Source organism: Microbacterium sp. LRZ72 (genome assembly GCF_033792225.1).
In the GTDB taxonomy this organism is placed as follows: domain Bacteria; phylum Actinomycetota; class Actinomycetes; order Actinomycetales; family Microbacteriaceae; genus Microbacterium.
The window spans coordinates 19,221-41,704 of record NZ_JANGEX010000002.1; the positions used below are offsets into that span (position 1 = coordinate 19,221).

The window sequence follows — 22,484 nt, forward strand, 5'->3', positions numbered from 1 at the left end:
TCGTCCGAGCCGAGGGCCGGCGCCGGTGCGCCGGGCTCACACGGCGCGGAACGGGTCCGCGTACAGCACCTCGGGCACCCGCAGCCCGAAGATGGCCCGACCGGAGTCCCAGATCGCCCGCGCTCCCGCGCGCAGCAGATCGATCGGTCGATCGCCGGCGGCGAGCACCTGCACATCGGCGCCCTCCACCCGCACCGTCGCGCCACCGACCGTGACCGCCCCGTCACGCTCGCGCACGCGCACGCGCGGGTAGGGCTCGTGCAGCTCGCGCAGGTCCCCGAGCACGAAGTCCGGACGGGAACCCGCTGGCGCGGCCAGCAGGTGCTTGGGACGGTCGATCCCCGTGAGCACGAGTGCGGAGCGGATGCCCGCCCGTTGCGCCCCCAGGATGTCGGTGTCGAGCCGGTCGCCGATGAACAGCGGCGACGCGGCGCCGAAACGCGCCACGGCCTCTTCATAGATGGGCGTCTCGGGCTTGCCCGCCACCGTGGCGAGCCGGCCGACGGCGGTGTGGACGGCCGAGACGAGCGTGCCGTTGCCCGGGGCGACGCCCCGCGCCTGCGGGATCGTCCAGTCGGTGTTCGTCGCGATCCAGGGGATGCCGCCGGCCTCCTCCGGCTGCGCCAGCGCATAGGCCGCCTCCGCCAGATCCGTCCACGCGACGTGCGGTGCGAAGCCCTGCACCACGGCCGCCGGATCATCGTCGGCGCGGCGGACCACCACGTAGCCGGCCTTCTGCAGCTCGACGACCAGGCCCTCGCCGCCCACCGCGAGGATCCTCGAGCCCGCCGGGACGAGGTCACGCAGAAGCCGCACCGCCGCCTGCGGGCTCGTGATCACATCGTCGGGCGCAGCGGGCAGCCCGAAGTCGGCCAGCTGTGCGGCGACCGTCGCGTCGGTGCGCGAGGCGTTGTTGGTGATGTACCCGAGGCGGCGGCCGGGCACGGCCGCCAGAAGCGCCTCCACAGCGTGGGGCAGGGCGCGATGCCCGGCGTACACGACGCCGTCGAGGTCGGCGAGCACGGCGTCCACGCCGTCCAGCGGCGTCTGATCCCGGCCGCGCGAGAACAACGGCATCAGGCCCGCCCTCCGTCCTCCGGACCGGCGGGCTTCTGCGCGGCGCGCTGCGGTGAGGTGTGCCCCGCGTCCGCGCGCTCGTCTTCCGCGCCCTCGGGGTCGACGTCGACGACCTCGATCACGTCGCCGGCGCCCTCGTCCGACAGCGCCGCTTCGGCGACGAGGGCGAGACGATGCCAGCGTGCGGCCTCTTCGTCGCGCCCGAGGTCCTCGAGCACGGCGGCACGTGCGGCGAAGAGGCCGGGGCTCCAGGCGAAGGCGCGGTCGGGGTCGAGCTCCGGGATCTCGAGCTCCAACAGAGCCCGCTCCTTCTCGCCCAGGTCGAGTCTGGCTCCCGACATCGCGATCGCCAGCTCGACCCGCGCCTCGACGGGGAGGCTCGACCGGTCGACCGCGCGCCCCTCCTCGACCGCGCGCTCGGGGCGGCCCATCCCCCGCTCGCTGTCGACGATGAGGGCGATCTGATCGTCGCGGCCGCTGATGCGTCGATACGTGCGCAGCTCACGCAGCGCCAACGCGAACTCTCCGAGCCGATACGCCGTGATCGCCACCGTCTCACGCACGACCGCCACTCGGCCCGCCCGGCGCGCGGCCGCCAGGGCATGGCGGTGGGCCAGCGCCGGGTCGTCGTCGACGAGCCGCGCCGCCATCGCCAGGTGGCGAGCCACCGCCTCGGCGTTGTCCTTGCTCAGTGTCTTCAGCTCGTTCCGCGCCTGCGGCGCGAGGTCGCGCGCGGTAATGTCCTCGGGCAGCTCGGGATCGTCGTGACGCGGGCGCTCCGGTCGGTCCTGACCGACGGGCGCGCGGCGATCGTCACGATCGCGGCCGCCGCGGGTGGGTCTGCCGGCGCGGTCGCCTCCCGGCCGGGCCGTGCCATCGGTGCGGGGCCGGCCCGTGCCATCGGTGCGGGGCCGATCGGTGCGGGATCCATCCGTGCGCGGGCGGTCCGTGCGATCTGGGCGGGCGCCGCGGTCTGAACGATCGGCTCGAGGACGATCGGTGCGTTCCGGCCGGCCGCGCTCAGGGCGCTGGCCACGATCGGGGCGGTCCGCGCGAGGCGCGCGTGCGGAATCGGGACGCTTACGTGCGTCGTCGCCCGACCGACGGGGTCGGGCGCTGCCGTCGTGATCCGCCATGAGTCCACACCCTCTCCCGTGACAAAACGGGCGTTAACGCGAAATGGCCACCCAGCACTGGGTGGCCATTTCTCGGAAGAAGTCCGGCGGTGTCCTACTCTCCCACAGGGTCCCCCCTGCAGTACCATCGGCGCTGAGAGGCTTAGCTTCCGGGTTCGGAATGAGACCGGGCGTTTCCCTCTCGCTATGGCCGCCGAAACACTATTGATGTTTCAGTCTGCACAACAAAATCAATGTCATGCGGTTCTCGACCGTACATCGAGAACCACTCAGTGGACGCAAGCACCTTCAAAGAGGTGTGTTATCAAGTCATCGGCTTATTAGTACCGGTCAGCTGCACGTGTTGCCACGCTTCCACATCCGGCCTATCAACCCAGTAGTCTAGCTGGGAGCCTCTCGCCCGTAGGCATGGAAGTCTCATCTTGAGGCCGGCTTCCCGCTTAGATGCTTTCAGCGGTTATCCATCCCGAACGTAGCTAATCAGCGGTGCCCTTGGCAGGACAACTGACACACCAGAGGTTCGTCCAACCCGGTCCTCTCGTACTAGGGTCAGATCCTCTCAAACTTCCTACGCGCGCAGCGGATAGGGACCGAACTGTCTCACGACGTTCTAAACCCAGCTCGCGTACCGCTTTAATGGGCGAACAGCCCAACCCTTGGGACCTACTCCAGCCCCAGGATGCGACGAGCCGACATCGAGGTGCCAAACCATGCCGTCGATATGGACTCTTGGGCAAGATCAGCCTGTTATCCCCGAGGTACCTTTTATCCGTTGAGCGACAGCGCTTCCACAAGCCACTGCCGGATCACTAGTCCCGACTTTCGTCCCTGCTCGACCTGTCAGTCTCACAGTCAAGCTCCCTTGTGCACTTACACTCGCCACCTGATTGCCAACCAGGTTGAGGGAACCTTTGGGCGCCTCCGTTACTCTTTGGGAGGCAACCGCCCCAGTTAAACTACCCACCAGGCACTGTCCCTGAACCGGATCACGGTTCGAAGTTAGATATCCAGAGTGACCAGAGTGGTATTTCAACATTGACTCCACGTGAACTGGCGTTCCCGCTTCAAAGTCTCCCACCTATCCTACACAAGCCACACCGAACACCAATACCAAGCTGTAGTAAAGGTCACGGGGTCTTTCCGTCCTGCTGCGCGTAACGAGCATCTTTACTCGTAATGCAATTTCGCCGAGTTCGCGGTTGAGACAGTTGGGAAGTCGTTACGCCATTCGTGCAGGTCGGAACTTACCCGACAAGGAATTTCGCTACCTTAGGATGGTTATAGTTACCACCGCCGTTTACTGGGGCTTAAATTCTCAGCTTCGCCTTGCGGCTAACCGGTCCTCTTAACCTTCCAGCACCGGGCAGGCGTCAGTCCGTATACATCGTCTTGCGACTTGGCACGGACCTGTGTTTTTAGTAAACAGTCGCTACCCACTAGTCTCTGCGGCCTCCAAACGCTTTCGGAGCAAGTCCTAATACGCCGAAGGCCCCCCTTCTCCCGAAGTTACGGGGGCATTTTGCCGAGTTCCTTAACCACGATTCTCTCGATCTCCTTGGTATTCTCTACCTGACCACCTGAGTCGGTTTGGGGTACGGGCCACTAGAACCTCGCGTCGATGCTTTTCTTGGCAGCATAGGATCACCGGATCTTGCCTGTTACGGCTCCCCTTCGTGTCTCAGCCACATGAGAGGCGGATTTGCCTACCTCTCGGCCTACGCACTTGGCCTGGGACTACCATCGCCCAGGACCGGCTACCTTCCTGCGTCACACCTGTTAATACGCTAGCCGCACCAGCATGGGGTCGAGCGTTCACACGGACGTCGTCACCCCGAAGGGATCGGATCATTCCGAGCTAGGACTCTTAGCACCACTGGATTAGCTTGGGCGGTTCTTCGCGGGTACGGGAATATCAACCCGTTGTCCATCGACTACGCCTGTCGGCCTCGCCTTAGGTCCCGACTTACCCAGGGAAGATTAGCTTGACCCTGGAACCCTTGGTCTTTCGGAGGACGTGTTTCTCACACGTCTTTCGCTACTCATGCCTGCATTCTCACTCGTGTAGCGTCCACGGCTGGTTCACACCGCCGCTTCACTCGCCACACGACGCTCTCCTACCCATCAACACGGCTGGACCACGAAGGCCTACCAATAATGTCAATGCCACAACTTCGGTGACGTGCTTGAGCCCCGTTAAATTGTCGGCGCGGAATCACTTGACCAGTGAGCTATTACGCACTCTTTCAAGGGTGGCTGCTTCTAAGCCAACCTCCTGGTTGTCAGAGCAACTCCACATCCTTTTCCACTTAGCACGCGCTTAGGGACCTTAGTTGGTGGTCTGGGTTGTTTCCCTCTCGACTATGAAGCTTATCCCCCACAGTCTCACTGCTGCGCTCTCACTTACCGGCATTCGGAGTTTGGCTGACGTCAGTAAGCTTTTGGGCCCCATCGGCCATCCAGTAGCTCTACCTCCGGCAAGAAACACGCAACGCTGCACCTAAATGCATTTCGGAGAGAACCAGCTATCACGAAGTTTGATTGGCCTTTCACCCCTATCCACAGCTCATCCCCTCAGTTTTCAACCTAAGTGGGTTCGGTCCTCCACGACGTCTTACCGTCGCTTCAACCTGGCCATGGATAGATCACTTCGCTTCGGGTCTAGGACATGCGACTGAATCGCCCTATTCAGACTCGCTTTCGCTACGGCTACCCCACTCGGGTTAACCTCGCCACATATCGCTAACTCGCAGGCTCATTCTTCAAAAGGCACGCTGTCACAGCTACCAGGGCTGCTCCAACGGTTTGTAAGCAAACGGTTTCAGGTACTATTTCACTCCCCTCCCGGGGTACTTTTCACCTTTCCCTCACGGTACTTGTCCGCTATCGGTCATCTGGGAGTATTTAGGCTTATCAGGTGGTCCTGACAGATTCACACGGGATTTCTCGGGCCCCGTGCTACTTGGGATACTTCTCGCGCTGTGAGAGACATTTCAACTACGGGGCTGGCACCCGCTGTGGCTGGCCTTTCAATGCCATTCGTCTATATCTTCACATCACGCTCGCTTCTCGGCAGAGAAACATGAAAAGTCCCGCAACCCCGAACGTGCAACGCCTGCCGGCTATCACACACGCTCGGTTTAGCCTCTTCCGCGTTCGCTCGCCACTACTTACGGAATCGCTTTTGCTTTCTCTTCCTGTGGGTACTGAGATGTTTCACTTCCCCACGTTCCCTCTACCCGCCCTATATATTCAGGCGGGAGTCACTGGGTCGGCAAGCCGCCCAGCGGGGTTTCCCCATTCGGAAATCCTCGGATCAAAGTTCGCTTATCAACTCCCCGAGGCTTATCGCAGATTGCTACGTCCTTCTTCGGCTCCAGATGCCAAGGCATCCACCGTTTGCTCTTAAAGACTTGAAATCACATGAGTTTGGTCAGAATCGTCCCGGACCGAAGTCCGGAATTGAAATTGACTAATGATCTAAAAAGATCATCTTTGTGAAACGATCATAAAGATCGTCTCTAAGATGCTCGCGTCCACTGTGTAGTTCTCAAAGTACGGGCGGTGCCTTCTTCGCTTGCCGACACCGGCAGCCAAAAAAGGCCCTGAGGTTCAGCTGCCGCTTTCGCGGCACCCGGTCCCTCAGGACCCAACAGCGTGCATGTGCTGATCAGATCGACCCGAACGGTTCCAGCTGCAAGCAGCGTACTGAGTTCGAATTTCTCCGATCGGCACCTTGTCTAATGTTCCACCCATGAGCTGACCCCTCGAGGACGTGCGCCCCGAGCGGGCTCTGGGAACTCCGGAGAGTTCCAGATGCTCCTTAGAAAGGAGGTGATCCAGCCGCACCTTCCGGTACGGCTACCTTGTTACGACTTAGTCCTAATTACCGATCCCACCTTCGACAGCTCCCTCCACAAGGGTTGGGCCACCGGCTTCAGGTGTTACCGACTTTCATGACTTGACGGGCGGTGTGTACAAGACCCGGGAACGTATTCACCGCAGCGTTGCTGATCTGCGATTACTAGCGACTCCGACTTCATGAGGTCGAGTTGCAGACCTCAATCCGAACTGGGACCGGCTTTTTGGGATTCGCTCCACCTCGCGGTATTGCAGCCCATTGTACCGGCCATTGTAGCATGCGTGAAGCCCAAGACATAAGGGGCATGATGATTTGACGTCATCCCCACCTTCCTCCGAGTTGACCCCGGCAGTATCCCATGAGTTCCCACCATTACGTGCTGGCAACATAGAACGAGGGTTGCGCTCGTTGCGGGACTTAACCCAACATCTCACGACACGAGCTGACGACAACCATGCACCACCTGTTTACGAGTGTCCAAAGAGTTGACCATTTCTGGCCCGTTCTCGTATATGTCAAGCCTTGGTAAGGTTCTTCGCGTTGCATCGAATTAATCCGCATGCTCCGCCGCTTGTGCGGGTCCCCGTCAATTCCTTTGAGTTTTAGCCTTGCGGCCGTACTCCCCAGGCGGGGAACTTAATGCGTTAGCTGCGTCACGGAGACCGTGGAATGGCCCCCACAACTAGTTCCCAACGTTTACGGGGTGGACTACCAGGGTATCTAAGCCTGTTTGCTCCCCACCCTTTCGCTCCTCAGCGTCAGTTACGGCCCAGAGATCTGCCTTCGCCATCGGTGTTCCTCCTGATATCTGCGCATTCCACCGCTACACCAGGAATTCCAATCTCCCCTACCGCACTCTAGTCTGCCCGTACCCACTGCAGGCCCGAGGTTGAGCCTCGGGATTTCACAGCAGACGCGACAGACCGCCTACGAGCTCTTTACGCCCAATAATTCCGGATAACGCTTGCGCCCTACGTATTACCGCGGCTGCTGGCACGTAGTTAGCCGGCGCTTTTTCTGCAGGTACCGTCACTTTCGCTTCTTCCCTGCTAAAAGAGGTTTACAACCCGAAGGCCGTCGTCCCTCACGCGGCGTTGCTGCATCAGGCTTGCGCCCATTGTGCAATATTCCCCACTGCTGCCTCCCGTAGGAGTCTGGGCCGTGTCTCAGTCCCAGTGTGGCCGGTCACCCTCTCAGGCCGGCTACCCGTCGACGCCTTGGTGAGCCATTACCTCACCAACTAGCTGATAGGCCGCGAGCCCATCCCGGACCGAAATTCTTTCCAGCTGCTGAAGATGCCTTCGCAGCTCGTATCCAGTATTAGCAGCTGTTTCCAGCTGTTATCCCAGAGTCCGGGGCAGGTTGCTCACGTGTTACTCACCCGTTCGCCACTGATCCAGCAGAGCAAGCTCCGCCTTCACCGTTCGACTTGCATGTGTTAAGCACGCCGCCAGCGTTCATCCTGAGCCAGGATCAAACTCTCCGTGAAAGAATTCTGCTGCGACCAGACCGGAATAGGTCGGGCCGAGCGAGTTTGATCTGACGATCGGATGTCATTACTGACATTCCGTTTAATCTCAAAAGAATCTCATCGGTCAGACGAATCTGACCGCGAGGTTTTTTGGCATTTGACAAGTGCACGCTGTTGAGTTCTCAAGGATCGGATGCTCCTGCTTTTCGCCTCTCGGCTGCTCCGCAGGGCAACTTCTCTATCTTATCCGTTTCGCTCAGCTTGTCAAATCGGCGATTCGAGCGGATCAGATCCGCGCGTCCTGAAATGAGGATGCTCGAGCGAGCAGGAACCCCATCCTAGACCCAGAGGTCATCGCCCTCAAGAGAGGGTGTTCAGATGGGGGTGGTTCTCCGCTTGAGGGGGGTGAGGCTTTCGGCCTCTCCGCTTCCCTGTGGGGCGAACAAGTAATAAGTTACGCGGAGGTTTCCGTTCGGGCAAATCATGGCTGCGCGCCGGGCGTGTCGCCCGGAATCACGCGAGCGACGGCTCTCCGTCGCGCTCCTCACCGCCCGCCCTCCCGCGTCGAGTGCGTCGTACGATCTCGCCATGGATCGTCGACCCCAGCCCCACGGGGATGAGCCCCCGCGCGCCGATGCGCTCCTGCCCGCTCGCACCGCCGTGGCGCGACTGGCCGAGGAGTCGGTGACCGCGGCCGCGGCCGCGATGGCACGGGTCGCCTCGGCGTCGGGCGAGCGCCCGGCCGTCCTGGTCGACCCCCAACGCGTGGCCCTGGCCTACACGAGTGAGCGCAGTCTGCGGATCGACGGGGCGGCTCCGGACATCTGGGCGGCGCTGTCGGGGTTCTTCCCGACAGCTGACGGGTGGCTGCGCACCCACGCGAACTATCCCCACCATGCCGCCGCGCTGCGGCGAGCGCTCGCCCTGTCCCCTGAGGCCGGTGCCGACGAGCTCGCGCATGCACTCGTGTCGACCTCGAGCGAGGGGGCCGCCGGCCGGATCGTCGCGAGCGGCGGCGTGGCCGTAGCGGTGGCCCCCGAACGGCCCGATCTCGACGCGCGGCTGCGGCGCGAGCCCCTCGTGCAGGTGGTGGCACGCGGGGCCACTCGACCGCGGCGCGTGCTCTCACCCACCCGCGCCGCCCCGCTCGCCGGGATGCGGGTGCTCGATCTGACCCGCGTGATCGCCGGGCCGGTCGCGACCCGCACGCTGGCGCTGGCCGGCGCCGACGTGCTGCGCATCGACTCCCCCTCCCGTCTCGAGGCGCGCTGGCAGCACCTCGACACCGGGCACGGCAAGCGTTCGGCGTTGCTGGATCTGGCCTCGCGTCGCGGCGCGCGCGTGCTGGCCGGGCTGCTGCACGAGGCGGACGCGGTGGTCTACGGCTACCGCCCGGCGAGCGCGGAGCGATGGGCGCTCGACCCGCAGACCCTGGCCGACGAACATCCCGGCCTGGTGATCGCGCAGCTGTCGGCCTGGGGCTTCGACGAACGTGATCGCAGCCGGCGGGGCTTCGACAGCATCGTGCAGGCCGCCAGCGGGATCGCCCTGATCGAATCCCCGGGCGGCGGCAGGCCGGGGGCCCTGCCTGCGCAGGCTCTGGATCACAGCGCCGGATACCTGCTCGCGGCGGCGGTCATCGACGCGCTCGCCGAGCGGGACGAGCACGGCGGCACCCGCCTGGTGCGCACCTCGCTGCGTCGGGTCGCGGCCGAGCTGCTCGGAATGCCGCGCCGCGCGGAACCGCCGCCGGCGGTGACGGTATCCGATCACGCGTCCCACCTGCAGCACTTCGACGTGGCGGGCCGGACCCTCACGACCGTCGCCCCCGCTCCCCGGTACGACGGCGGGCCCACGCGGTTCGACGCGCCGCGCCCCTGGGGCGACGACGATGCCGCGTGGTGGTGAGCGTCAGCCTCGCGTGCGGCGCAGCTGCACGGCGAGCGCGAGCACGATGCTGAACGCCGCCCACAGTGCGCACGCCGGTGGCAGCACCAGGTACGCCAGGTGCGCGGGCCCGAAGCCGGCGTGAAAGGGCCCTGCGGCGAGGTACCCGCCGATGAGCGCGACCACGAGCACGGCCGGCAGCGACAGCCACCACGCCCATCGCACGGCGTCGGGCATCAGCCGCACGACGTCGCCTTCGCGGCGACGACCGAGCCAGAGCGCCCCGAAGACGGCGAGGATCGCGAGCCCCAGCAGCGAAGAGGCATCCTGCAGCCAGCCGTAGAGCGGCTGGCCGCCCCACTCGAGCGCGAGCGCAGGAAGAAGCCGCACGCCCGCGCGGCCCTCGTGGGTGAACAGATCCCACACCACGTGCGAGACCACGCCGATCAACACCGACACGGCGAGCGCGGCGATGCGCCCCCGACCGCCGGCGAAGGTCTCGCGCACCCCCTGCCGCGCGCCGGCATCCCACTCCGCGGGCAGGCGGGCCGACATCCACCGCGGGGCGAGCTCGCGGGCGGCCGGTCGCAGCACCGCACGCCACAGCACCAGCAGCCCCAGCGCGACGACCACGGTCACCGGCAACCACCGCAGGTCGTGGGTGAGCGCGTACGAGAGCCCGGTCCCCCGCACGAACAGCGGCAGATCGGGCGCCATCGCGCCCACGGCCACGGCCGCAGGCACGAGCGGCGTGCGCACGAACGGCAGCGCGACGACGGCGTGACTCGGCGTGAACGGCACGGCGCGCCGCTACGCCTGCGTGAACGCGCCGCCGAGGGTCTTCTTGCCCCGCCGCAGCACCGACACCGCGCCGGGCAGCGATCCGGTGACGACGGCCGTGTCGTCGTGCACGCGCGCCCCGTCGACCGAGACCCCGCCCTGCGCGATCGCCCGGCGCGCCTCGGAGGCGCTGGCCACGAGGCCGATCTCGACGAGGGCGTGCACGACCGGTGTGCCGGAGGCCACGACGGCGTGCGGAAGCTCGCGCAGCGCCTGGGCGAGCACGTCGGCGTCGAGTGCGCGCAGGTCGCCCTGACCGAACAGTGCCTCGGATGCCGCGATCACGGCGGCGGCGGCATCCGTTCCATGCACGAGGGCCGTGACCTCGTGCGCCAGCCGCTTCTGGGCCGCACGTCGGAACGGCTCCTCGGCGACCAGGCGGGCGTACTGCTCGATCTCGTCTCGGGAGAGGAACGTGAACACCTTGAGCCGGTCGATCACGTCGGCGTCGCCCGTGTTCAACCAGAACTGGTAGAGCCGGTACGGGCTGCACATCGCGGCATCCAGCCAGATGGCGTTGCCCTCGCTCTTGCCGAACTTGGAGCCGTCGCTGTTGGTGATCAGCGGCGTGCCGATGGCGTGCACCGACGCGCCCTCGACCCGGTGGATCAGGTCGGTGCCGCTCGTGAGGTTGCCCCACTGATCGCTGCCCCCGGTCTGCAGCACGCACCCGTACGAGCGGTAGAGCTCGAGGTAGTCCATGCCCTGCAGGATCTGGTAGCTGAACTCGGTGTAGCTGATGCCGGCATCCGAGGCCAGGCGCGCGGCGACCGCCTCCTTCTTGAGCATCGCCCCGACGCGGTAGTGCTTTCCGATCTCGCGGAGGAAGTCGATCGCCGACAGTGGCGCCGTCCAGTCGAGGTTGTTCACCATGCGGGCCGGATTGGAGCCGCCGAAATCGAGGAAGCGCTCGATCTGCGCCCGCAGCTGCGCCACCCACTCCTCGACGGTCTCGCGCGGGTTCAGGGTGCGCTCCGACGAGGGACGCGGATCGCCGATCAGGCCCGTCGAGCCGCCGACGAGCCCCAGCGGGCGGTGGCCGGCCAGCTGCAGACGACGCATGACGAGCAGCTGGACGAGGTTGCCGAGGTGCAGGCTCGGTGCCGTCGGGTCGAATCCGCAGTAGTACACGATCGGGTCGCCCCCGAGCAGAGTGCGGAGGGCATCTGCATCCGTCGACACGTGCACGAGCCCGCGCCACACCAGCTCGTCCCAGATGGTGTCGAAGGTGGGGTCGTTGGCCGGCGCCAGGGCGCGCAGCTCGGGTTCGGCGGGGTCGGCAGGCACGACGTCGAGGTTATCAGCGCTCCGGCGGTGCTCAGAGGAGGGTGAGCAGGATGCCGCCGGCCGCCCCCACGATCACGACCACCCAGGGCGGCACCCGCCACGCCACCAGCAGCACGAAGCACACCAGCGCGAGCGCGAACGACGGCGCATCGACGACGGCGGTGACGAACACGGGGTCGTAGAGCGCGGCAGCCAGGATGCCGACGACCGCCGCGTTCGCGCCCCGCATCAGCGCCTGCGCGGCCGGGCGGGTGCGCACCGCGTTCCAGAACGGCAGCACGCCGATGAGGATGAGAAGGCCGGGGACGAAGATCGCGACGAGCGCGATAGCGGCGGTCGCCAGCCCCGCGGCGCCCGGTGCGAGGAGCGCGCCGAGATACGCCGCGAACGTGAACAGCGGCCCGGGCACCGCCTGCGCCGCGCCGTAGCCGGCGAGGAACTGCTCGGGCGTGATCCACCCGCCTGTCACGACCTCGGCATCCAGCAGGGGAAGGACGACGTGGCCGCCCCCGAACACGAGCGCCCCGGCGCGGTAGAACGCGTCGGCGACATCGAGTGCGGCGATCCCCGTGGCCGCCGCGGCGATGGGCAGCCCGATCAGCAGCACGGCGAAGACGGCGAGGGCGACCACCCCGGCGCGCTTGGAGACGGGGAATGCCAGGTCGACCCGGTCCGGCTGGTCCGCGGTGCGACAGAGCGCCAGTCCCGCCACCGCGCCGACGGCGATCGCCGCGACCTGGCCGACCGAGCCCGCCAGGACGAGGGCGATCACCGCGGCACCCACCGCGATGGACGCGCGCCGCGCGTCGGGGGTGAGCGTGCGCGCCATGCCCCAGACCGCCTGCGCGACGATCGCGACCGCGACGATCTTGAGGCCCGCCAGCATCCCGGCGCCGATCGTGTTGTCGAAGAGCGAGGCGCCGTAGGCGAAGGCGACGAGCAGGATCGCGGACGGCAGCGTGAACGCCGCCCACGCGGCGAGCGCGCCCAGCGGGCCGGCGCGGAGCAGCCCCAGCGCGAAGCCGACCTGGCTCGAGGCGGGCCCGGGCAGGAACTGGGCCAGTGCGACCAGATCGCCGTACTCCCGGTCGCCGAGCCAGCGGCGTCGGGTCACCAGCTCGTCGCGGAAGTACCCCAGATGTGCGATCGGGCCGCCGAACGATGTGAGCCCGAGCCGCAGGAAGGCGCGGAAGACCTCTCCGGGTGATCCCGTGCGGGTCACGTCAGGACCCGACCGCGAAGGTCCACCACACCAGCACCGCGACGCCCAGCGCGAGCACCCAGCTCACGAGGCTGCCGACGAGGAAGTACTCGGCGCGATCGCCGCCGTCGTCGCGGCTGATCTCGGGAAAGCGCACGATGCCCTTCGCCGCGAGCGCGGCGGCGAGCAGCGCGTAGGCGGCCGCGAGGGTGAGCGCGAGCACCAGGATCCGCTCGAGCGGGCCGATCAGCCGCCCGCCCTTGAGAGCCGGCGGACGTCCCAGCGGCACCACCACCGCGTCGGACTCGTCTTGCACGGAGGCCTCCTGCGCGGAGACCTCATCGCTCGGGTCGGGCGCGTCACCCGCGGCGCGGCCCTCGGCGGGAGGGGCGTCGGACGGACGGTCGCCGACGCCCTGCGCGGAGGAGCGGCGCGCGGGGGCGATGCGTCGGGGCGAGACCTCATCGGCGCCGAGCGCGGCCCGCACGACGACGTTCGCGGACTCGGTCAGAAAGACCACGCCGCCCGCCACGAGGACGGCCTGATCGAACGACACCTCGCCCACGGGCGAGGCCAGCGACCACACGTCGCCGATCAGGCCGGCTGCGGCGCGCGCGGGGATCGCGGCGACGGCGACCCCCGCGACGAAGAAGACGGCGAGCGCCGGCCACACTCCCGCACGAGCGGGAGCCCCGCGGGGCATCAGCCACATCCACCCCGCCGCGAGCACGACTGCGACGAGCGCGGGCGGCAGCGCATCCGCGAGGCCGCCGACGACGCAGAGGGCGACACCCGCCGTGCTGATCGCGACGGCGCGCGCCCAGGGCAGCGGCAGCTGGCGGAGCAGATCGAGCGCGCCGACCGCGAGCAGCACCAGACCGGCGAGGATCATGCGGGCACCTCCGCGAGGATCGCGTCGTAGCCTTCGACGATGGCGGCGGCCCCGGCGGCGGCGAGCGCCTGCGAGACGGCCGACTGGGTGATGCCCTCGGCATCCGCCAGCTCCCGCTGGGTGCGCCCGAGGCATCGTCCGTAGACCAGACGACGGGTGCGTTCGGTCATGGCGCCGACGAGGTGGTCCCGCGCCAGCAGGTAGGCGTTGGCCAGCGGCACCCGCGCGTGGGTCGCCGCGTCCTCATCGGCGGCGGCGACCACCCAGGTGCGGGCGGCGGGCGCCTGTCGCTGCTGCTTGGCGTGCACGAGCTCGACCGCCTCGCGGGCCGCCCACCAGCCGGGCCCGTCGGGGATGGCGCCCCCCTCCGACGGCACGGTGCGGATGCTGCCGACGCCGACGCCGAAGCGGCACTCCAGCCCGTCGGGCAGCGCCAGGCGCAGCAGCAGCAGCGCGGCGAGGGCATCGTCGAGCCGCGCATAGACGCCCTGCAGCTCGTCACCGACGGTCGGGCGCAGCGCCTCGCGCGCCAGCGGCAGGTCGTGGTCGACGCGGGCGATCACGTCTTCGAGGGTGCGCTGCGCGGCCCCGCGGTCCGGCAGGGCGCGCGACCCGATGATGTCCGCGATGACTGATATCGCCATGCCATAAGCCTAGGGCTTATCTTTACGGAATATAAGCCCTCGAGGCCGAAGGCCTAGAGGCCGAGAGCGTGACCGGCGTTCTGCGCGCGGGCGATCAGCTCTGTGCGCTGCTGCGCCACCCGCTCCGGCGCCGTGCCGCCCTCTCCCGTGCGGCTGGCGACCGATCCCTCGATCGTCAGCACCTCGCGCACCTCCGGCGTCAGCCGGGGCGACACCTGGGCGAGCATCTCGTCGGTGACCTCGTGCAGCTCCAGGCCGCGCTGCTCGCACGCCCGGACGAGCGCCCCCGAGACCTCGTGGGCCTCGCGGAACGGCACCCGCCGGCGCACCAGCCAGTCCGCGACATCCGTCGCCAGCGAGAAGCCCTGCGGCGCCAGCTCGGCCATGCGGTCGGTGTGGAACGTCACCGTCGCGATCATGCCGGCGAAGGCGGGAAGCAGCACCTCGAGCGTGGCGACCGAGTCGAAGACCGGCTCTTTGTCTTCTTGCAGATCGCGGTTGTAGGCCAGCGGCAGCGCCTTGAGGGTCGACAGCAGGCCGGTGAGGTTGCCGATGAGGCGTCCCGACTTGCCCCGCGCCAGCTCGGCGATGTCGGGGTTCTTCTTCTGCGGCATGATGCTCGAGCCGGTGGAGTAGGCGTCATCGAGCGTGACGAAGCCGAACTCCCGCGTGTTCCACAGGATGATCTCTTCGGCCAGCCGCGAGACGTCGACCCCGATCATCGCCAGGATGAACGACAGCTCCGCCACCACGTCGCGCGCCGAGGTGCCATCGAGCGAGTTCTCGGACGGGCGCGACAGGCCCAGCCGCTCGGCCACGAGGGCCGGGTCCAGTCCGAGGCTCGAGCCGGCGAGCGCACCGCCGCCGTAGGGAGAGACACGCGCGCGTTCGCGCCAGTCGCGCAGGCGCTCCAGGTCGCGCACGAGCGGCCAGGCGTGGGCCTGCAGATGGTGCGCGAGGAGGATGGGCTGCGCGTGCTGCAGGTGGGTGCGCCCGGGCATGATCGCCTCGCCCGCCGCTTCCGCCTGCGCCACGAGCGCATCGATGACCCGCACGATGTCGCGGGCGATGACCGTGGCGTGATCGAGCAGGTAGAGGCGCACGAGCGTGGCGATCTGGTCGTTGCGGCTGCGACCGGCGCGCAGCCGGCCGCCGAGCTCCGGTCCGGCCCGTTCGATCAGTCCGCGCTCCAGCGCGCCGTGCACGTCCTCATCGCCCGGCGCCGCGCGGAACGCGCCCGATGCGACGTCGGCGGCGAGCGCATCGAGCGCCCCGTGCATGCCCGTCAGTTCGGCAGGCTCGAGGTAGCCCGCGGCGGCGAGCGCCTCGGCGTGGGCACGCGAGCCCGCGATGTCGTAGGGGGCGAGCACCCAGTCGAAGTGCGTCGAGCGGCTCAGCTCCGCCAGCTCGGGGGCGGGGCCGCTCGCGAAACGAGCACCCCAGAGGGCGCCCTCGTTCGTTCCTTCGGACTTCTCGGTGCTCACTCCCCCAGCCTATCCGCGGGCCTCGGGTGCGCTGCGACGAGAAGCCCGGCCCGACAGCCGGGCCGTGACCCACTCGAGGGGCCCCCGCCCGAACAGGAGGGCCCACGCCGTGCAGCCGAGCGCCGTCCAGAACACGAACGCGCCGAACGGATCCAGCGCGCGGAAGCCGGTCAGGTCGCTCGTGTCGCCCAGCAGCAGCGCCGCCGCGATCGCCCAGCCGACGATCTGCGCGGTATAGGCCGTCAGCGGCATCGAGCCGACCGCGCGGACCGGGAGGGCCGCCCACCCCACCGGACCGAGCCACGCCCCCGGCCGCGCTGCCCTCGACCACCATGGGCGACACAGCAGCAGGCACGCGCCGGTCACCGCGATCGCGAAGCCGCCCGAGCCGAAGACCTCCAGCATCCCGCTCGAGTGCGGATCGGCGCTCCACACCGTCTCGAGCAGCGACGCGGATGCCGGCAGCCCCGGCATCCGCCCGCCCTCCGCCGGCGCGAGCCCGTACGAGAGCAGGGCGAGACCCCCGCCGATGAGCAGCATCGCGGCCTGCACGCTCGCGCTGCGCAGCTCGAGACGGCCGAGGGCGAGCCCGGCGACGACGAACGCCGCCCAGACCACGAACGGGTAGTGCCAGCCGAGCAGCAGGCTGACGTCCTCGACGCCGGGGACGTCCCAGATCGGAAGCATCATGATGAGCGCATACACCACGGGCCCGATCACGCCGATGAGCGCGGCGATGCCGAACAGCACCGCGGGGCCGAGCGTCAGCAGCGGCAGCACGAGCAGGAACAGGATGGCGTAGGCGGGCAGGATGACGTAGACCGGCACCCCCGTCGCCATCAGCAGCACGCCGAGAACCCAGATGATCAGGGCCCGCAGCGCCAGCGTGGTCGCCGCCCGCGCGAGGGCCGGCCCGCGCACCGGCGTGCGGCCGCCCGTCACCAGACCGATCGAGATGCCCGCGAGCGTGGCGAAGAGGATCGAGGAGCGCCCGTCGACCACCCCCGACCAGGTGGCCGGATCGCTCCAGACCAGGTCCGTGGTGGTCAGCAGGTGCGCGGCCAGCATCCCGACCACGGCGAGCCCGCGCGCGAGGTCGATGCCCGCGTGGCGCGACGGGCCGTTCAGGCGTCGCCACCTGCGGGCGAGCCGGTCGGTCAGCTCTTCTCGAGCAGCCACACCAGGAGGGCCTTCTGCGCGTGCAGGCGGTTCTCCGCCTCGTCCCAGACCACGGACTGCGGCCCGTCGATCACGTCGGCGTCGACCTCGTAGCCGCGGTCGGCGGGCAGGCAGTGGATGAAGATCGCGTCGGGCTTCGCGAGCGACATCGTCTGCTGCGTCACCTTGTACGCGCCGAGGTCGCGCAGCCGCGCGAGCTTCTCCTCCTCCTTGCCCATCGACACCCAGGTGTCGGTGACGATGACGTCGGCGCCCGCCGCCGCCTCGATCGGGTCGGTGTACAGCGTCACCGAGCCCCCGGTGGTCTCGGCGATGCGGTCGGCGTCGGCCACGACATCCGCCCGCGGGGCGTACGCCTCCGGCGAGGCGACGCGCACGTGCATGCCCGCCGTCACGCCGCCGAGCACGTAGGAGTGGCCCATGTTCGACGTGCCGTCGCCGAAGAAGGCGAGGGTGAGGCCCGCCACCTCGCCCTTGTGCTCGCGGATGGTGAGCAGGTCGGCGAGCAGCTGGCAGGGGTGGAAGTCGTCCGAGAGTGCGTTGACGACGGGGACCCGGGTGCCCTCGGCCATCTGCTCGAGCCCCGACTGGGCATAGGTGCGCCACACGATCGCCGCGACCTGGCGCTCGAGCACGCGCGCCGTGTCGGCGGGCGTCTCCTTGCCGCCGAGCTGGCTGCTCGCCGTGGTGATCACCAGCGGGGTGCCGCCCAGATCGGCGATGCCGACCGCGAACGACACGCGGGTGCGTGTGGAGGACTTGTCGAAGACCACCGCGACGGTCTGGGGTCCCGCCAGGGGCTTGCGCGCCCAGCGGTCTCTCTTGACCTCGACGGCAAGATCGAGCACCTCGGCCTGCTCGGCGGGCGTGAGGTCGTCATCGCGCAGGAAGTGGCGGGTCATGCGGTCACCTTCGATCCGGCGGCGGATGCCGCGTCGTTGACGGGGTAGCTCTCCGCCACCGCGGCGAGCGACGCGGCGAACAGCTCGGCGAACTCGTCGATCTCGGCATCGCCGATCGTCAGCGGCGGCGCGACGCGCACGGTGCTCGCGTTCGCGGCGTTGACGATCAGGCCGCGCTCCTGGGCCGCGGCCGTCACCGCCGCCGCGACGGGATGCGTGAGAGCGATGCCGATGAGCAGGCCCTGGCCGCGGCATCCGGTCACGAGCGGCGAGCCGATCGCGGCGACGGCGTCGCGGATCTGCTGCCCGCGCACGGTGGCGTTGTCGACCAGCCCCGCGCGCTCGATCTCGCCGAGCACGGCCCCCGCGACGGCCGTGCCGAGCGCATTGCCGCCGAACGTCGAGCCGTGCGATCCGGGGAAGAACAACTCGCTCGCGTCGCCGTAGGTCACCAGCGCCCCGATCGGGAATCCGCCGCCCATGCCCTTGGCGAGGGTGATCGCGTCGGGCGTGATGCCGGCGTGCTCGAATCCGAACCAGGCGCCCGTGCGGCCCGCCCCCGTCTGGATCTCGTCGACGATCAGCAGCGCACCGCGCTCCGCGGTGAGCTCGCGGGCGGCCCGCAGGTAGCCCTCGGGCAGCTCGACGACACCCGCCTCACCCTGGATCGGCTCGACCATGAGCGCCGCGACGGTGTCGTCGAGGGCCGCATCGAGCGCCTCGATCGTCGCGGGGATGTGACCGACGCCCGGCACCATCGGCGAGAACGGCTCCTGCATGGCGGGCTTTCCCGTCAGGGCGAGGGTTCCCATCGTGCGTCCGTGGAAGGAGTTGTCGAGCGTGAGCACGCGCCGCCGGCCGCTCTCACGACCGTGCAGCCGCGCGAGCTTGAACGCCGCCTCGTTGGCTTCGGCGCCCGAGTTGCCGTAGTACACCCGCCCTCGCTCGCCGGTGCCCGCCAGCCGCTTGAGGGTGGCGGCGAGTTCGAGCTGCGGCGGGGTGGCGAAGTAGTTCGACACGTGGGCGAGGGTCGCAGCCTGGCGAGAGATCGCCTCGACGAACACGGGATGCGCGTGGCCGAGGGAGTTGACCGCGATGCCCGCGAGAAAGTCCAGGTGACGCCGCCCGGTGTCATCCCACAGGTACGCGCCCTCGCCGCGCACGAACATCGCCATGCGATCGCCGAAGCTGCGCACCAGGTCTCGTCCCGCATCTTGCTGCCAGCTCATCCGGCTCCCACTTCCGTTCCGATTCCCTTGTGCGTGAACACCTCGACAAGCACCGAGTGCGGCACCCGGCCGTCGATGATGGCCGCCGTCTCGACACCGCCCTCGACCGCATCCAGACACGCCTGCATCTTGGGGATCATGCCCGATTCCAGGCTCGGCAGCATCTCGCGCAGCTGCGTCGCCGTCAGATGCGAGACGAGCGAGTCGCGGTTCGGCCAGTCGGCATACAGCCCCGGCACGTCGGTGAGCACGATCAGCTTCGCCGCTCCGAGGGCGGTCGCGAGGGCGGATGCCGCGGCGTCCGCGTTGACGTTCAGGCTCTGCCCCGGCCGGTCGAGGTCGGGGGCGATCGACGAGACGACCGGGATGCGGCCGGCGGCCAGATGGTCGTGGACGGCGGTCGGGTCGACGTGCACCACGTCGCCGACGTTGCCGAGGTCGTGCTCTTCGCCGTCGATCATCACGCCGCGGCGGCGCCCCCCGAACAGTCCCGCATCCTCGCCGCTCAGGCCGCTCGCGATCGGCCCGTGCGCGTTGATGCGGCCGACGAGCTGCGGGTTGATCTGGCCCGTGAGCACCATGCGCACGACGCCGATCGCCTCGGTCGAGGTGACGCGGTACCCGCCCTTGAACTCGCTCGGGATGGACAGCCGGTCGAGCATGGTGGAGATCTGCGGTCCGCCGCCGTGCACGACGACGGGCTTGACGCCGACGAAGCGCAGATAGGCGATGTCTTCGGCGAAGCTCTGCTGCAGCTGCTCCGACACCATCGCGTTGCCGCCGTACTTGATCACGATGATCTGGTCGCGGAAGCGCCGCAGCCATGGCAGCGACTCGATGAGCACGGCCGCCTTGGCCGCGGCCTCCTCGGGGCTGGTGTCCTGGATGTCGGTCATGAGGAGTAGGCGCTGTTCTCGTGCACGTAGTCGTGCGTCAGGTCGTTGGTCCAGATCGTCGCGACGGCGCCGCCGCCCGTGCGCAGGTCGATGAGCAGGTGCGTGGCGCGCGGTTCCAGATCGACCTCTTCACGCGGACGGTCGGGGCCGCCCTTCGTGCACACCCGCACGCCGTTCATGCTCACGTCGACGTCGTACGGGTCGAACGCGGCGTCCGTCGTGCCGATCGCCGCGAGCACGCGGCCCCAGTTGGCGTCGCGGCCGAAGATCGCGGCCTTGAACAGGTTGTTGCGCGCCACCGAGCGGCCCACGGCGACCGCGTCGTCTTCGGAGACGGCATCCACCACCTCGATGGTGATGTCGTGGCTGGCCCCCTCGGCGTCGCCCTGCAGCTGGGTCGCGAGGTCGGTGCACACAGCGGTCAGCGCCGACCGGAACGCCTCGGGGTCGGGAGCGACGTCCGATGCGCCGCTGGCCATCAGCGTCACCTGGTCGTTCGTCGACATGCAGCCGTCGGAATCGAGGCGGTCGAAGCTCACGCGCGTGGCGGCGCGCAGGTGCGCGTCGGCCTCCTCCGCCGTGAGCGCCGCGTCGGTGGTGATCACGACGAGCATCGTGGCCAGTCCCGGCGCGAGCATGCCGGCGCCCTTCGCCATGCCGCCGATCGTCCAGCCGTCGCCGCGCACGACGGCGTGCTTGGGGCGCGAGTCGGTGGTCATGATCGCCCGCGCCGCGGCGTCGCCCCCGGCGGCATCCAGCGCGGCGATGGCATCGCGGGTGCCCTCGAGCACCTTGCCGCGGAAGACCTCGTCGCCGGTGCCGATGAGCCCCGTCGAGCAGACGAGCACGTCGCCCGCGCTCACGCCCAGCAGCTCGGCGGCGCGCTCGGCGGTCTGATGCGTCGTCTGAAAGCCGAACGAGCCCGTGAAGCAGTTGGCGCCGCCCGAGTTGAGCACGATCGCCTCGACGACGCCATCGGCGACCGCCTGCTGCGACCACAGGATCGGGTTGGCCTTGGCCCGGTTGCTGGTGAACACCGCCGCAGCGACCTTGCTCGGCCCGCGGTTGACGACGACCGCGACGTCGGGCTGACCCGTCGACTTGAGCCCCGCGGCGACGCCCGCCGCCTCGAAGCCTCGGGGTGCGGTCACGCTCATGAGGCGACTCCGTTCCGCGTTTCCCGCCCGGGCATGTCCCACCTTTTCAGCCCACCGAGCCCGGGAAGGCTGAAAAGGTGGGACATCGACCGCGGGGCGTGCCCGGAAAGCGGCGCGGCGGTCACGGGGCGACTCCGTTCATGGTGAGGGCGGTGCCCTCGGGGATGCCGAGGGCGATGTTCATGGACTGGATCGCCGCACCCGCGGTGCCCTTGACGAGGTTGTCGACGGCGGTGACCACGACGACGCGGTTCGCGGCCCGGTCGATCGCGAGCCCCATCAGCGCGGTGTTGGCGCCGAGCACGTCGGCCGTGCGGGGGAAGCTGCCGGCCGGCAGCACCTGCACGAACCGCTCGCCGCCGTAGGCGCCCTCCCACGCCGCCCGGATCTCGGCATCCGACACGCCCGGCGCGATCGGCGCACTCGTCGTGGCGAGGATGCCGCGCGCCATCGGCACGAGAACCGGCGTGAACGACACGCGGATGTCGGTGCCGCCCGGGTCCTCGCGACCCGCCGCTCCGGCGAGCGCCTGCCGGATCTCGGGGATGTGCCGGTGCGTGCCGCCGACGGCATACGGGTTGGCCGAGCCGAGGATCTCGCTGGCCAGCAGGTTGGGCTTGAGGCTCTTGCCGGCCCCGCTCGGCCCCACGGCCAGCACGGCGACGACATCCGACACGTCGATGACCCCGGCCGCGACGCCGGGGGCCAGACTCAGGCTCACGCTCGAGGCGTTGCAGCCCGGTGCGGCGATGCGCGTCGCTCCGACGAGCCGGTCGCGCTGCTTCGCGCCCGCGACCGGCAGCTCGGGCACGCCGTACCTCCACGGGTCGTGGAAGGCGCCGCCGTAGAACGCGTCCCACGCCGCCGCCGACTCGAGCCGGTGGTCGGCGCCGGCGTCGATGACGAGCGGGGTGCTCGCGAGCGCCTCGGTGTACTGCCCGGACTGTCCGTGCGGCAGCGCGAGGAAGACGACGTCGTGCCCGGCGAGGATCTCGGGGGTCGTCTCCTGCAGCGTCAGGTGCGCGAGGGAGCGCAGGTGGGGCTGATGCTCGATGAGCGGCTGCCCGGCGGTGGAATGCGCCGTCACGGTGGCGATCTCCACGTCGGGGTGGCCGGCGAGCAGGCGCAGGATCTCGCCCCCGGCATAGCCGGAGGCGCCGGAAACGGCGACGCGATACGTCATGGGTTCCACCCTATTCTCTGGGGCGCTCCGGTTTCCCCGCGCGGGGCGGGAGCGGGGCCGGTCGGCGGGTGCCGGGTGGGTCGGGTGGGTCGGGAGTCGGAGATGCGGCCGGCGTCGGAGCCGAACGGCCGCACAGTTCCGACCTCCGGCGCATTGCCGA

General features: G+C 68.7%; 16 protein-coding genes and 3 rRNA genes. 2 read left to right on the top strand and 17 right to left on the bottom strand.

Annotated elements, in window-relative coordinates:
- Window positions 1-36 precede the first annotated feature (36 nt).
- Complete coding sequence (locus tag M4I32_RS02595) at window positions 37-1,077, bottom strand: HAD-IIA family hydrolase (protein ID WP_319032934.1); 1,041 nt, start codon at window positions 1,075-1,077, stop codon at window positions 37-39.
- Window positions 1,077-1,745: a hypothetical protein gene (locus M4I32_RS02600; protein WP_319032935.1), complete on the bottom strand. Its 669-nt coding sequence runs from the start codon at window positions 1,743-1,745 to the stop codon at window positions 1,077-1,079. The genes M4I32_RS02595 and M4I32_RS02600 overlap by 1 nt, the downstream gene beginning before the upstream one ends.
- On the opposite strand from M4I32_RS02600, the gene M4I32_RS02605 reads away from it, so the two are divergent.
- A complete protein-coding gene (locus M4I32_RS02605; protein WP_319032936.1) occupies window positions 1,734-2,054 on the top strand; it encodes a hypothetical protein in 321 nt (106 codons plus the stop codon). The two genes, M4I32_RS02600 and M4I32_RS02605, sit on opposite strands and share 12 nt — an antisense overlap.
- 240 nt (window positions 2,055-2,294) lie before the next feature.
- Here the strand turns inward: M4I32_RS02605 and rrf are convergent.
- The 3 genes from rrf to M4I32_RS02620 form a co-directional block, all read right to left on the bottom strand.
- Window positions 2,295-2,411: ribosomal RNA gene (gene rrf / locus M4I32_RS02610) — 5S ribosomal RNA — on the bottom strand.
- 102 nt (window positions 2,412-2,513) lie between these two features.
- Window positions 2,514-5,629, bottom strand: a 23S ribosomal RNA gene (locus M4I32_RS02615).
- Window positions 5,630-6,037: 408 nt separating this feature from the next.
- Window positions 6,038-7,561, bottom strand: a 16S ribosomal RNA gene (locus tag M4I32_RS02620).
- Together the 16S, 23S and 5S rRNA genes form the textbook arrangement of a ribosomal RNA operon.
- A 570-nt stretch (window positions 7,562-8,131) precedes the next feature.
- Here M4I32_RS02620 and M4I32_RS02625 point away from each other — a divergent pair.
- A complete protein-coding gene (locus tag M4I32_RS02625) occupies window positions 8,132-9,451 on the top strand; it encodes a CoA transferase (protein WP_319032937.1) in 1,320 nt (439 codons plus the stop codon).
- Window positions 9,452-9,454: 3 nt separating this feature from the next.
- Here M4I32_RS02625 and M4I32_RS02630 read toward each other — a convergent pair whose 3' ends face one another.
- From M4I32_RS02630 to argC, 12 genes are all read right to left on the bottom strand, one after another.
- On the bottom strand, window positions 9,455-10,231 hold the full coding sequence (locus M4I32_RS02630) for a DUF4184 family protein (protein WP_319032938.1): 777 nt from the start codon (window positions 10,229-10,231) through the stop codon (window positions 9,455-9,457).
- Between the two features lie 9 nt (window positions 10,232-10,240).
- Window positions 10,241-11,557 (bottom strand): tyrosine--tRNA ligase, encoded by a 1,317-nt coding sequence (tyrS, locus tag M4I32_RS02635; RefSeq protein WP_319032939.1) that lies wholly within the window; start codon window positions 11,555-11,557, stop codon window positions 10,241-10,243.
- 31 nt (window positions 11,558-11,588) lie between these two features.
- Window positions 11,589-12,779, bottom strand: a complete 1,191-nt coding sequence (gene chrA / locus M4I32_RS02640) for a chromate efflux transporter (protein ID WP_319032940.1) — start codon at window positions 12,777-12,779, stop codon at window positions 11,589-11,591.
- A 1-nt stretch (window position 12,780) separates the two neighbouring features.
- The gene (locus M4I32_RS02645; RefSeq protein WP_319032941.1) at window positions 12,781-13,650 is read right to left on the bottom strand and encodes a hypothetical protein; all 870 of its coding nucleotides are present in this window, start codon (window positions 13,648-13,650) and stop codon (window positions 12,781-12,783) included.
- A complete protein-coding gene (locus M4I32_RS02650) occupies window positions 13,647-14,294 on the bottom strand; it encodes a SatD family protein (RefSeq protein ID WP_319032942.1) in 648 nt (215 codons plus the stop codon). Before M4I32_RS02650 ends, M4I32_RS02645 begins: the two co-directional genes overlap by 4 nt.
- Before the next feature lie 53 nt (window positions 14,295-14,347).
- Complete coding sequence (gene argH, locus M4I32_RS02655; protein ID WP_319032943.1) at window positions 14,348-15,778, bottom strand: argininosuccinate lyase; 1,431 nt, start codon at window positions 15,776-15,778, stop codon at window positions 14,348-14,350.
- Between the two features lie 9 nt (window positions 15,779-15,787).
- The gene (locus tag M4I32_RS02660) at window positions 15,788-16,957 is read right to left on the bottom strand and encodes a heparan-alpha-glucosaminide N-acetyltransferase domain-containing protein (protein WP_319032944.1); all 1,170 of its coding nucleotides are present in this window, start codon (window positions 16,955-16,957) and stop codon (window positions 15,788-15,790) included.
- The gene (gene argF / locus M4I32_RS02665; RefSeq protein ID WP_319032945.1) at window positions 16,936-17,859 is read right to left on the bottom strand and encodes an ornithine carbamoyltransferase; all 924 of its coding nucleotides are present in this window, start codon (window positions 17,857-17,859) and stop codon (window positions 16,936-16,938) included. The genes M4I32_RS02660 and argF overlap by 22 nt, the downstream gene beginning before the upstream one ends.
- Window positions 17,856-19,088, bottom strand: a complete 1,233-nt coding sequence (locus M4I32_RS02670; RefSeq protein ID WP_319032946.1) for an acetylornithine transaminase — start codon at window positions 19,086-19,088, stop codon at window positions 17,856-17,858. Before M4I32_RS02670 ends, argF begins: the two co-directional genes overlap by 4 nt.
- Window positions 19,085-19,984, bottom strand: coding sequence for an acetylglutamate kinase (argB, locus tag M4I32_RS02675; protein WP_319032947.1), 900 nt, complete (start codon window positions 19,982-19,984; stop codon window positions 19,085-19,087). The genes M4I32_RS02670 and argB overlap by 4 nt, the downstream gene beginning before the upstream one ends.
- Window positions 19,981-21,141 (bottom strand): bifunctional glutamate N-acetyltransferase/amino-acid acetyltransferase ArgJ, encoded by a 1,161-nt coding sequence (gene argJ / locus M4I32_RS02680; RefSeq protein ID WP_319032948.1) that lies wholly within the window; start codon window positions 21,139-21,141, stop codon window positions 19,981-19,983. Before argJ ends, argB begins: the two co-directional genes overlap by 4 nt.
- A 121-nt stretch (window positions 21,142-21,262) precedes the next feature.
- Window positions 21,263-22,324 carry an N-acetyl-gamma-glutamyl-phosphate reductase gene (gene argC / locus M4I32_RS02685; protein ID WP_319032949.1) on the bottom strand — a complete coding sequence of 354 codons (1,062 nt, stop codon included), beginning with the start codon at window positions 22,322-22,324 and terminating at the stop codon, window positions 21,263-21,265.
- Window positions 22,325-22,484: the final 160 nt, after the last annotated feature.